Origin of the sequence: Paenibacillus sp. MY03 (assembly GCF_002165585.1) — a bacterium.
In the GTDB taxonomy this organism is placed as follows: domain Bacteria; phylum Bacillota; class Bacilli; order Paenibacillales; family Paenibacillaceae; genus Pristimantibacillus; species Pristimantibacillus agaridevorans.
The window spans coordinates 13,879-27,337 of record NZ_MXQD01000019.1; the positions used below are offsets into that span (position 1 = coordinate 13,879).

4 protein-coding genes are annotated in these 13,459 nt (G+C 52.2%); 1 reads left to right on the top strand and 3 read right to left on the bottom strand.

What is annotated here, in order from left to right:
• Positions 1–88 precede the first annotated feature (88 nt).
• The 3 genes from uvrA to B1748_RS18315 form a co-directional block, all read right to left on the bottom strand.
• Positions 89–2,974, bottom strand: coding sequence for an excinuclease ABC subunit UvrA (gene uvrA, locus B1748_RS18305; RefSeq protein WP_087569386.1), 2,886 nt, complete (start codon positions 2,972–2,974; stop codon positions 89–91).
• A gap of 15 nt (positions 2,975–2,989) precedes the next feature.
• Positions 2,990–4,987: an excinuclease ABC subunit UvrB gene (gene uvrB / locus B1748_RS18310; protein WP_087569387.1), complete on the bottom strand. Its 1,998-nt coding sequence runs from the start codon at positions 4,985–4,987 to the stop codon at positions 2,990–2,992.
• A 207-nt stretch (positions 4,988–5,194) separates the two neighbouring features.
• Positions 5,195–6,349 carry a response regulator gene (locus B1748_RS18315; protein WP_087569388.1) on the bottom strand — a complete coding sequence of 385 codons (1,155 nt, stop codon included), beginning with the start codon at positions 6,347–6,349 and terminating at the stop codon, positions 5,195–5,197.
• Positions 6,350–6,693: 344 nt separating this feature from the next.
• Between B1748_RS18315 and B1748_RS36480 the strand changes: the two genes are divergently transcribed.
• Complete coding sequence (locus tag B1748_RS36480; RefSeq protein ID WP_143810330.1) at positions 6,694–12,972, top strand: SdrD B-like domain-containing protein; 6,279 nt, start codon at positions 6,694–6,696, stop codon at positions 12,970–12,972.
• Positions 12,973–13,459: the final 487 nt, after the last annotated feature.

Below are 13,459 nucleotides of genomic sequence, written 5' to 3' on the forward strand. Positions count from 1 at the left end.
CCTAATCTTAGTCTATGTTAGCCTCTAGACGCTTACGTTGCAAGTCCGAAATCACATTCGTAACAAGTTTGTCACGATTTGACACGGATTATTCTTGCGCGCCTGCTCCTACCTGCTGAAGGCTGCGTTTCCGCTCTTCCGTCCGTCCTCTGTCGCGCTCCAGAATCGGCTTCAAATAACGGCCTGTATAGGATCCCTCTACCTTGACGACTTGCTCCGGCGATCCCGTAGCGACAATCGTACCGCCTCCGTTGCCGCCCTCCGGCCCCAGATCAATCAGATAATCCGCCGTCTTAATGACATCAAGATTATGTTCGATAACCAAGACGGATTCGCCGGCGTCCACTAGACGATGAAGCACGGTCAGCAGACGGTCGATATCATGTGCATGAAGTCCCGTTGTCGGCTCGTCGAGAATGTACAGCGTCGTCCCCGTACTGCGGCGGTACAGCTCGGCCGCCAGCTTAACGCGTTGCGCTTCGCCGCCCGACAACGTCGTTGCGGGTTGTCCTAACGTCATGTAGCCCAAGCCAACATCCAGCAGCGTCTTTACCTTGCGATGAATACGCGGCAGGTTTTCGAAAAACGTGCAGGAATCCTCGATCGTCATCTCCAGCACTTCGGCAATGTTTTTGCCCTTGTATTTAACCTCGAGCGTCTCTCGGTTATAGCGCTTGCCTTTGCAAATCTCGCAAGGCACGTAGACATCCGGCAAAAAATGCATCTCGATCTTGATAATGCCGTCGCCGCGGCAGGCTTCGCAACGGCCGCCCTTGACGTTGAAGCTGAAGCGGCCTTTCTTGTAGCCTCTGACCTTCGACTCGTTCGTGTTGGAATAAAGATCGCGGATATCATCGAAGACGCCCGTATACGTAGCCGGATTGGAACGCGGAGTACGTCCGATCGGAGACTGGTCGATGTCGATGACCTTCTCCAAGTGCTCAATGCCGCGCATTTCCTTGTACTGGCCGGGGCGAACCTTCGCCTTGTTCAAGTCGCGGGCAAGCGTCTTATACAGAATCTCGTTCACGAAGGTCGACTTGCCTGAGCCCGATACGCCAGTTACCGCCGTGAAAACGCCGAGCGGAATCTTGACGTTGACGCCGCGCAGATTGTTCTCCTTCGCGCCACGGACCTCCAGCCACTTCTCGCCTGTGGCGCGCCGTGTCAGCGGCACCTCGATAAACTTGCGTCCGCTCAAGTATTGTCCCGTCAGCGAGTTCTCGTCGGCCATAACTTCCTGCGGCGTCCCTTGGGAGATGACTTGTCCCCCGTGAATGCCCGCTCCAGGGCCGATGTCGATAATATAGTCGGCCGCCATCATCGTATCTTCGTCATGCTCCACGACGATAAGCGTGTTGCCGATATTGCGCATATGCTCCAGCGTTTCGATGAGACGATCATTATCCCGCTGATGCAAGCCGATGCTTGGTTCATCCAGAATGTAGAGGACCCCCATCAGACTGGAGCCAATCTGGGTGGCCAACCGAATCCGCTGCGCTTCGCCGCCGGACAAAGTTCCCGCCGCGCGGCTGAGCGTCAAATATTCCAGTCCTACATTGACGAGGAAGCCAAGTCGGCTGTTAATTTCCTTGAGAATAAGATGAGCGATCGTCTGCTCCTTCTTTGTCAGATCCAGGGAGTCGAAGTAACGCTTCGCTTCTCCGATCGAAAGAGACGTAACGAAGGCAATATTCTCGCTGCCGATCGTAACGGCCAGACTCTCTTTGCGCAGGCGCTGGCCCTTGCATCCGCCGCAAGGCTTGGCGCTCATATAATTCTGGATATGCTCGCGCATCATCTCGGATGCCGTGTCCCGATAACGCCGCTCGAGATTGTTCACGATACCTTCGAACGGGACGAAGGCTTCTTTGCGATGTCCAAAATCATTTTCGTAGAGGAACCGCACCTTCTCCCCGCCCGTGCCGTACAGCAGCTTCTTCATCTGCTCCGCCGAAATCTCCGACAGCGGAACGTTTTGAGGAATGCCGTAGTGGACGCACACGGCGCTCAGAAATTGCGGATAATAATTCGAGGTGCTCCCCGCCCAGGCCAGAAAGGTTCCTTCTTCGATGGTCTTGGTGTTGTCCGGCACTAGCAGATCGGGATCCACGATCATCTTGGCGCCGAGACCGTCGCATTCCGGACAAGCCCCGAAGGGACTATTGAACGAAAACATGCGCGGCGCCAGCTCGTCAATACTGAACCCGCATTCGGGACAGGCGAGATTGGAGCTGAACAGAAGCTCTTCCTGATCCATGACATCTACCAGCACCCGTCCTTCCGCCAGCTTAAGCGCCGTCTCCAGCGAATCAGCCAGTCGAGCGTGGATATCCGGCTTCACTACGATCCGGTCGATGATGACTTCGATATTATGCTTTTTGTTTTTCTCCAGCTCGATCTTCTCGCTTAGCTCTCTAAGTTTTCCGTTCACGCGTACACGGACGTAGCCCTGCTTCTGGATATCGGCAAGCAGCTTGCTATGCTCGCCCTTGCGGCCCGATACGACAGGAGCCATAATCTGCAGCTTCGTCCGCTCGGGATATTCCAAAATCCGATCCACCATCTGCTGGATCGTCTGCGATGTAATCTCGATGCCATGCTCCGGACAATGCGGCCGGCCTACCCGGGCAAACAACAGACGGAGGTAATCGTAAATCTCCGTTACTGTACCTACCGTTGAACGAGGGTTGCGGCTCGTCGTCTTCTGGTCAATGGAGATGGCAGGCGACAGACCGTCGATGGAATCGACATCCGGCTTCTCCATCTGTCCCAGGAATTGTCTGGCATACGCGCTCAGCGACTCCACGTAACGGCGTTGACCCTCCGCGTAGATGGTATCGAAGGCCAGCGAGGACTTGCCGGAACCGCTCAGTCCCGTGAGCACGACAAATTTGTCGCGGGGGATGGTCACATCTATATTTTTCAGGTTATGGGCTCGAGCGCCCTTTACGACGATCTTATCGCTTGCCATTGTTTTCTCCTCCTACTACCCATTCTCGGCGCGCAGCTCAAGCAGTGCATCCCGAAGCTCTGCAGCCCGCTCGAATTGCAGGCTCTTCGCCGCTTCCTTCATCTCTGCTTCCAGACGCTGGATCAGCTTCTCGCGTTCCTTTTTCGTCATCTTGCCGGAATCCGCGCCCGTCAAATACTCCGCCTTCTGCTCGGCAACCTTCGTCGCTTCGATGACGTCATGCACCCGCTTGCGGATCGTCTGCGGTTCAATGCCATGTTTCTCATTATAGGCGACCTGAATAGCGCGCCGCCGTTCCGTCTCCTTAATCGCTCGGTCCATGGAATCCGTCACCTTATCGGCATACATAATGACGCGCCCTTCACTGTTCCTCGCCGCCCGTCCGATGGTCTGAATGAGCGAACGGTCGGAGCGCAGGAACCCTTCCTTGTCCGCGTCCAGAATCGTGACCAACGAAACCTCCGGAAGATCCAAACCTTCCCGGAGCAGGTTGATGCCCACGAGCACATGGAAGACACCTAGTCGCAAGTCGCGAAGAATCGCCAGCCGCTCCAGCGTTTTGATGTCGGAATGCAGATATCGGACCTTAATGCCGACCTCCTTCAAATAATCGGTCAAATCCTCGGCCATCTTTTTCGTGAGCGTCGTGACGAGAACGCGCTCGTCCCTTGCGATCCGTTCGCGTGCCTCATGCAGCAAATCGTCGATCTGCCCCTTCGTCGGCCGCAGATCGATAATGGGATCCACAAGGCCGGTAGGACGGATAATCTGCTCGATCATGGTTGGACAATGCTCAAGCTCGTATGGCCCCGGCGTCGCGGAAACATAGACGAGTTGCTTCGCTTTTCCTTCGAACTCCTCGAATCGGAGCGGCCGGTTGTCCATGGCGGAGGGGAGCCTGAAGCCATGGTTTACGAGCATTTCCTTGCGCGCCTTGTCTCCGTTAAACATCGCCCTGATTTGCGGCAGCGATACATGGGATTCGTCGATAACGACTAAGAAGTCGTCCGGGAAATAATCCAGCAATGTGTACGGCGTCGATCCTCTTTCGCGGAAGGTTAGGGGGCCGGAATAGTTCTCAATGCCGGAGCAGAATCCCATCTCCGCCATCATCTCCAGATCATAACGCGTACGCTGCTCCAGCCGCTGTGCTTCCAGCAGCTTGCCCGCTTCGCGCAGCTCCGCGAGTCTCTCCTCCAGCTCGCGCTCGATGTTTACAAGCGCTACCTTCATCGTCTCCTCGTGCGTAACGAAGTGGGAGGCCGGAAAGATCGCGACATGGTCCCTCTCCCCGACGATTTCTCCGGTCAACACGTCGATTTCGGAGATCCGCTCGATCTCGTCGCCAAACAGCTCCACCCGGATGGCTCGTTCGTTATTCGCCACGGGGAAGATCTCGACAATATCGCCCCGAACACGGAAAGTTCCCCGCGTAAAGCTAATATCGTTCCGATTGTATTGGATATCAACGAGCTTGCGCAAAATGGCATCGCGCGGCTTCTCCATCCCTACTCTCAGGGACAGCACGAGGCTGCCGTATTCAGTTGGCGAACCCAAGCCGTAGATACACGATACGCTTGCTACGATGATGACGTCTCTTCGATCGAACAATGCGCTTGTCGCGGAGTGCCGCAGCTTATCGATCTCGTCGTTGATGCTGGAGTCCTTCTCAATGAACGTGTCCGTCGAAGGGATATAGGCTTCGGGCTGGTAATAATCGTAGTAACTGACGAAGTATTCTACCGCATTATCGGGGAAGAAACTCTTGAACTCGCTGCATAATTGCGCGGCAAGCGTCTTGTTGTGCGCGATGACCAGCGTAGGCCGGTTCAGCTCTGCGATGGCGTTCGCAATCGTATAGGTCTTGCCTGTACCCGTCGCGCCCAGCAGCGTCTGATGGCGCTTGCCAGCGATGACTCCGTCAACAATCGCCTTGATGGCGCCCGGCTGATCGCCCTGCGGCGTATATTCGGATTTAAGCTGGAATACCTTTTCTTGCGGAACTGACTCCATAATCGCTTCCTCCTCCCGTCCGTCTCTGAATGCTGAATGTATACAGTATAGTCAAATTAGGTTCATCTCAACATAGTGATTGACGTCCATATATAAGAATGTGTGTTCTCATAGATTATATCGTTTCGGCTTATCAGATGCAATGTGAAAATGGGGAATCGCATCATCCGCGAATTCCCCGTCTATTCGATCCTATTATATAGCTGTCTATGAGCGCAGCCCCCGCTCTTCCCGCCATGCGGCAATGGAAGGCGGCAAAGGCAGTCCCAGCTCCTCCATAAACAAATTCTCAAGCTGCGTAGTATAACCTATTATTTTATCGTACTGACCCAGACGCTCGTAAAGCTTTAGAATGGCTAGCCCGTCCGACTCCTGATACGGGTCCATCTCTTGCAGCCTGACATACAGCTTGAGCGCCTCGTCCTCTCTCCCTTGCGTCTCCAAGTAGGCTGCCAGCTTGCGTGCATGACTCATCCAAAGACCGCTGAGCCGCGCTTGTTCTCCCTCCGCCCACACGTAATCATGATCGCGCAAGTATCCGCCATCGTAATCAGCAAGCAGCTCTTCGATCCTATTATAGAGAGGCGGCTCTTGTTCGGCTGCAACGAGAAGCTCCTGCTCCCACCGTTCATTCTCGATCGTCACATTTTCCCCTACTCGCAGAATGTACGCTTCTTGCATGCTTATATTCTGAATCGTAATATCGAGGCCCATCAGAGCCATGCATTGCCTGATTTGATAGATAGCCGTGTAAAGCCGGGCCATCGCCGGCTTCATCCCGAGCTCGGGGAAAAGCAGCTCCAGAATCGTCGATTTGTGCACGGTAGCGCCTCTTCGAAGCAAGAGATAAGCGAACAGCTCCTGCGCCTTGGCCGTACGCCACTTTGGCAGCTCCGGCTCTCCGATGCCCGATTGCACCAGCAGCGTGCCCGAACACAGAATGACGTGGCTTTTGGTATCCTGCACCGGAAGCTCTTCTATGTCCGGCACCTCTCTCCTGGCCACGATTCGTTTAAAAGTCTTCTCGAGGCGGTCCCGTACCAGCGGCTTGAGCACGTAATCGATAGCGCTTAGCTCGAAAGCCTCCAGGGCATAGCTGTCGAAAGCGGTCATAAAGACGACCATGATCTCCGGACGACGTTCCTGAAGCATCTCCGCGATTTGCAGACCCGATATTTCTGGCATGTGAATGTCTAGGAACACCACGTCTGGACGCCACTTTTCCGCCTCCGCCATGACGCTCCCCGGTGATTGAAGCGCCACGATTTCGACGGGGACGCCCGACTTCTCTGCCACGGAGCGAAGCTCCTTCTCTAGTAGTATAAGCGCCAGTCTTTCGTCGTCCACCAGCAGCAATCTCATTCGAAGCACCCCAATTCCCCATTCTTGAACATCCGCACGAACTCGTTAGCTATACTTACGTCTGTAAGGACCAAAAGTTGTTGTATTTGAATCCCAAATATATTAATTATCCCGACACGGTTCCAAGTTCTCCGACAAAATGTTCAGAAATTGTCGAGTTCTATACGCTACTATGAGTGTAATTATGCTACCAATGACCCAGTCAGATACGATCACTATATTTATCGGGAAAGGAGCTGCAAAAATACATATAAATTAGAGATTGTTTTTTGTTTTCACGAACCGCTCTAAACAACTTTATACATTTAGGCCAACATTGAACCAGGTTTGAAAGGAATGATAGTGTGAGAGCTTCACGATTAAAAAAGAAAACGAAAGACCGTTCAATTGATTTTCTTAAGTTGACGGGTTTTGCCGCCGGCTTGGCCGACACGAGAGGTAGCCTGCGCAAAAAAAGCATCTCGCTTGTGCTGGCTTTGATGCTGTTACTGCAAACAGTGCAGATCGCCGGGGTTGTTCAGCAGACTGCTGCGGCAGACAACGAGATCACTCACGAAATTATACAGCGCGCATTCGTCCTTAACGCTGCTCGCCAAGTGTATGAAGAGAATGATTATGCAGTCCTTAAAACTTGTTTTGCTGATCCTACTGCTGCAGGTTGTCCGAATCTGCTCGCCACTGCCATACCGGGCGTTAGTCCTGCAAATATCATCAATGATTTTAATACGACGCTGGCCGGAGCGGCATCTGCTCCGTTTACGCTGGCATATGAGTGGTTAATTGATGACAACATCGCAGAGAACGGCGGCGTATACGTATTCGATCTGCCTCCGCAACTGACATTGGCAACGGAGGTTAGCGGCGATTTGGGCGGAGCAGGAACCTTCTACGCCGATCCCGTTACCAAAAAGGTGACGCTCAATTTTATTCAACAGCCTGCGCCAGAACCAACTTTCACCTACAACCTTACTGGCGGAATACTTATCGAAACAAGGCTCGATTCTACGACCGTAATCAGCAACGAGGACGTTGTAATCAGCATTCCGTTCCGACACGGCGGGAATGTTACGGTCAATTTACCTGTCGAGCTGACGGGCGCAACTCCTAACATTACGAAGGCCGTGGACACTGCAAAAGGGACGCAAGGTCTCGACCGCACGCCCAATACCTCTTTGATCTATTGGGTGGTCGATGTAAACACAAGTTTGGCCGACATCGGACAAACCATCCTGGCGGAGGTGCTTCCGACGGGATTGGCCGTAGAGGGAGCGATTGAGGTTAAAAAGCTTCATGTTCCGATTTCTGGAGCGCCTACGGAAGGCAATGCTGTCGCGGCAGGATCCGATTACACTTACGTCAATTCCGACAGCAACTTTCCGCTGGAATTTGCGGATCTTAATGCGGCTTACCGCATCCGTTTTGCCACTAAAGTAACAAACGCCGCTGTATTTACGAACAACAGCGCAACCTTTATCAACAAAGTTGTATTGAAGAATCCAGCTCAGGCTCCACCTGACGATGAAATCACTCATGCGACAGCCTCGCAAACGGTTCAACGCGGCAACTTGCTGGAAAAAACAAATGGAGGCTCCAAGGACTCCAACAAACATCGGGTGACCTGGACCGTTATTTACAATAAAGGGGAGCTTGAGCTTAACAACCCTACATTGACGGATCTATTCCCTGCGGGTCATGAGCTGGCGCCAGAAGCCACCGCCTTTACGGTGGAAAAAGGCCATCTCAACAACAGCGGTGGTTTTGAGTCTGTGCTTGCGCTCCCTAGTGGAGCAATCGGAGCTAGCAACGATACCTATACGAAAACAGACGATCCGACGGGGACGGGCTTCACCTTGCAGCTTAATGGAGACGTAACCGGCCAGCACCGCGTATATCGCATCGTCTATACAACGCAGGAGAAAGAAAGTTCTCCGATTACCGCTAATATTACCGGAGCAAAAAATAAGGTGGACTCCACCACTCCGGGCTTGACGGGAAGCGTGGAATCCTCGGTCAATTACAGTCATCGAGTCATCCGGAAGAGCGGAGAAGTCATTGACTATAATAATAAGATCATAAAATGGACCATTACGCTCAACGAAAACGATTATCGCTTTATGGGAAGCCCAACTAATCCATTAAAGCTGGTTGACACCTTCGATAGCAAGGGCCTGACTTATATACCTGGCACTCTTTCTATCAAAAACAAAGCAAATACCGACTTGACGTCTGCTACAGGAAATTACAGCTTTGCGGTTGACGCTGACGGCAATGGATTCGAACTCCAGTTTCTCAGCGGCTTCAACTTCAATCAGAAACATACCATCGAGTACGAAACAACTTTCGACTACGACGGTTTTGACACTCGCTGGAATTCGAACAACAATTACAAGTTTAAAAATACCGGGACTTTTTCGTGGGACCGCATTGTAAGCCAAACCGATGCGAACATTGTCTATACGACCAACAATTCGGGCAAAAAGATTTCTGCCAGCGCTGAAGTCAATCCAGGCGTATTGACACAATTTAACGGTAGCAAAAGCGGCGTTTACGACCCAGCGACCAAAACTATCAAATGGACCGTTCTGTTTAACTACCATAACGAGTTGTCCGTCGTCGACGCCCTGATCAGCGATACCTTAAGCAATGATCAAGTCTTGCTTCCGGCCACAGTAAGGGTATTAAAGCACGCTTGGTCAGATGCAGCCGCCGGAGAGCTTGACGCAGGAACTGTCGTTCCAGTAGCTGATTATGATTTAGACACTGCAACAGACAGGCTGGAAATCGCGTTTACTGGCACGATCAGCGGTCCTCACACGGTGGAGTTTGAAACCTCCCTGGTGGACAAGTTTGTGCCTGGCACCATCAATAATACCGCTTTGTTCACTTCCGACGATAACGATCACTACGCCGAACTGACGGCAAGCGTATCGCCGCCTCACGGCGGTGAGATTATCGTCAAAGAGCTGGCTCAGCCTAACGTTAACAACAGACGGGAAGCCGAGTGGACGATCTGGATTAACCGCAGCTTCTCGAAGCTGACAAATGTTAGAGTAAACGATTGGCCTGACAACCAGCAAACGATCGTAAAAGAATCATTTAGGCTATTTAAGGTCGACCCGCGTTCGGCGGAGCCTTACACGCTCGTATCTGTCCCTGAATCGCAATATTCGATCCGACTCAAGCAGCCGGGTGATGCGGCAGATGCGCCTGCATTTACACTGCAGATTGGCAACGTGAATACAGAGATCGAAACCGCTTATCAACTGAAGTATACGACGATTTTGGCCAAAAACATTGGCAACCAGGCAAAAAACTCCTTTGAGCTGTTAGCGGAAGAAAGAACAGTTGAAAGCATTGAGACCCAGGAAACCTTTACCAACATTATTAACTCGGGATCAGGCTTCAGCACTCCTGGAACAGCTACGTACAAAGGCAGCGTAAAAGTAATTAAACGACCTGCAAGTAATAATGCTTCAGGACTGGCAGGAGCTAAATTCGTTATTCGAGTAAAGGGCAGCACCGATCCAGACGAATCATTCGAAAAGGTAACGAATAATAACGGCGAAGTCGTGTTCGATAATTTGCCTTACGGCCAGTACGAGCTGGAGGAAATCGAAGCTCCGAACGGCTACAGGCTGGATAGCACGGTACGCGACATCGTGATTTCATCGGCAAATCAGGTGGAAATCGAACTCGATAATACGCACGAAAAAGGAAAAATCGGCGATTACATCTGGCTCGATCTCGACAAGGACGGCATTCAGGATAGCGAAGAGCCTGGCATCGACGGATTAACGGTCAAGCTCTACAAACCCGGCAATCCAGTAGCGGTCGCAACACAGACCACCCGTACCGAGAGTGGCAAAAAAGGGTACTACTTGTTCGATAATCTCGTCGAAGGCGATTATATTGTCGAATTCGACTGGCCTGTAGATTATGAATTGACCCTTCCGGAGCAAGGCTCCAAAAGGGACGAGGATTCGCATCTCTTGACGGGTAAACGAACAGGAACCATTACTATTAATTACAGCAATAACTACGAAGATTTGAAAGTCGATATCGGCCTCATCGCCAAAGGCGCAATCGGCGACTATGTATGGTTGGATTGGAACCGTAACGGCATTCAAAATTACGATCCAACGGACCTGCCTGGCGAGGTTGGGTTAAACGGCATCGAAGTGAAGCTCTACAAAAAAGATGGCGCGGGAGTGCTTCAGCCAGAAGGTGTCAGCCAATTTACCCGCAATCATCCGGCAGACCATGCTAAGGCAGGCCAGCCTGGCTATTACTGGTTTGACCACTTGCTGAGCGGAACCTATGTCGTAGAATTCCTTGTCCCACGCAGCTATACGAAGACAGATGCCGGTAAAGGCACACCAGCCACCGATTCCAACGTGGTTACTGCCGGTACCGAACAAGGAGATCATCGTATTCCATACCGGACAGAGGAGATTGTAATCGGTCCTGCCAAATGGAAGGATCCGACGATTGACCTGGGCTTGCAAGCCCTTGGCAAGATCGGCGATTTCGTCTGGTTCGACAAAAACGACAACGGCAGTCAAGATGCTGGCGAACCCGGCATCGAAAACATCATTGTCGAGCTGTTCAAACAAGAAGGCGGCACTGAAACTTTGGTAGCTACAACCAGAACGGATGCCGACGGCAAATATTTGTTCGATCATCTGGTTGAAGGCAGCTATTATGTGAAGTTCCAAACGCCTGGTATCTATGATCTGGCGAAGATGGAAGAGAACGGCGTAACGACAGACAAAGACTCTAATCGGATCGTAATCGTCGACGGACCTAACAAAGGCAAAACGGTTAACGCCATTCCAATCGGCCCTGCCGGCTGGATGGATATGACGATTGACCTCGGCTTTACAGGCAAAGGCGCGATCGGCAACTATGTCTGGCATGACCGTAACCGTGACGGCCTCCAAGATGAAGACCCGATGCACGGCATCAACGGCGTGACTGTTAATCTGTACCGGGATACGGTGGGAGGAACGCCGTACAAAACCGACGTGACGAAAACGGAAGACGGCAAGCCAGGCTACTACAACTTTCAAGAACTGCCGCAAGGTACGTATTATGTGGAGTTTATTTTCCCAGCCGAATATGAGACAACGGTCGAGGAATCAGACGCTGACTCCGATCTCGGCTCCAACAAAACAAGTGAGACGCACGTAACGAGCACTATCAAAACCCATGTAACGGAAGCTATCACAATCAGCGAAACAGAGCTCCCTTACGGTTGGGTCAATCCAAGTATCGACCTCGGTCTGGTGGCCCAAGGCGAGATCGGCAATTACGTCTGGTTCGATACGAACCGCAACGGCATTCAGGATGCAACCGAGGCAGGTTTGAACGGAATTAAGCTGTATCTGTACAAGACCGACACCGCCGGCCCGATCTACGCAGAGACAACAACTGTAGACGGACCTGACGGCAAACCAGGGTACTACTTGTTCGACAATCTGGCAAGCGGCGACTACTACGTTCAGCTTGAACTGGACGGCAATCATGAAGTTACACTTGAGGAGCAAGGCAGCGGCGCTGCTGACGACAACGAGCGGGATTCCAACGCAGTCAACGCGTGGAACACGACCGCAGCCATCCCGATCGGTGAATTGGCTCCTAAAGGCTGGATCGACCACACGATTGACTTCGGTATCGTCCGTAAGGGCGCAATTGGAAACTACGTATGGTACGATACTGATTTCAACGGCACGCAAGACGAAGAGGATCGTTACGGCATGAACGGAGTAACCGTCAAGCTCTATGACTCCACCAAGACACTGCTTGCAACAACGATTACCGCCGATAAAGACGGCAAACCAGGCTACTACCTGTTCGACCATCTGGTAGCAGGCGACTATTACGTTCAATTTGTAACACCTTATTACTATATCCCTACTAAGCAAGGGGCAACGGGCGTTTCCGCCGAGCTGGATTCCAATCCTACGTTCGATAGCTTCACAGAAGCAGTAGCGATCGGACCTGTCGGACCGGCCGTATGGCGCGACATGACCATCGATCAAGGTTACTACTATGTGCCGCCGGTATTCCCGACTCCGACGCCATCACCGTTGCCGTCGACAGATCCGGAAGAGACGGAAGAGCCTGGCGTCACTCCGACGCCTACACCAACTCCGGCTCCAGGAACGGGAACGCCTACACCGACTCCGACACCTGGTACAGGTACGCCGACTCCGGCTCCAACGCCGACGTCGACGACTGTTACAGAGAAGACGCCGGAAGACACGCCGATCGAAGTCGAAGTCGATGTGCCGAAAGGCGGCACAACCGCTACCGGTACGCCGCCTAAGAACGGCAGCGTTACGATAACGCCGGACGGTAAAGTCACCTATACGCCTAACAAGGGTTATACGGGCAAAGACAGATTCTCCGTCATCATCAAGGACGCTGACGGCAACGAGGAAGAATTCTGGTTCGACATCGATGTCGAGGAACCTCCTCGCGGAGGACTCGAGGGTACTCCGAACGTCAATACGCTGCCTAAGACAGGTCAAGAGAGCTATCTGATGCTCTATCTGATCGGTGCAGCCTTCGTGGCAATCGGCATCTACTTGCGCTTTAGAAACAACCGCAAAACGTCCTAAGCTGTTTAGCAACACTTCACCTTAAGCTGGCGCCACCTCGCGAGGATGGCGCCAGCAAGTTTCATTTCGAGAAAGAGACAGAGATTACACAGTGAAACTTGCAGGTTATTCCGGTTAATGAAAAATTGACAAACCTAAAAAATGGCGGTGCAGGGATCCCTGCACCGCCATTTTTTAACATAATATAAAATCCCCGCCCTATTTCTGGTTGGGTAGGCTGCACCTTATGCCCACTGCTCCAAAAGGCGCTACTCATCGGGAAATAACCCGATTTTTTCGGGCTATAGCTCCAAATGGCGCTACTCATCGGGCTGTAACCCGATTTTTTCGGGCTACAGCTCCAAAAAGCGCCACACATCGGGCTGTAACCCGATTTTTTCGGGCTATAGCTCCAAATGGCGCCACTCATCGAGCTGTAACCCGATTTTTTTCGGGCTACAGCCCCAAATGGCGCTACTCATCGAGCTGTAACCCGACTTTTTCGGCT

Excerpts from the sequence above, each read along its gene's own strand:
- uvrA (WP_087569386.1), bottom strand. The coding sequence starts at position 2,974 with ATGGCAAGCGATAAGATCGTCGTAAAGGGCGCTCGAGCCCATAACCTG.
- uvrB (WP_087569387.1), bottom strand. The coding sequence starts at position 4,987 with ATGGAGTCAGTTCCGCAAGAAAAGGTATTCCAGCTTAAATCCGAATAT.
- B1748_RS18315 (WP_087569388.1), bottom strand. The coding sequence starts at position 6,349 with ATGAGATTGCTGCTGGTGGACGACGAAAGACTGGCGCTTATACTACTA.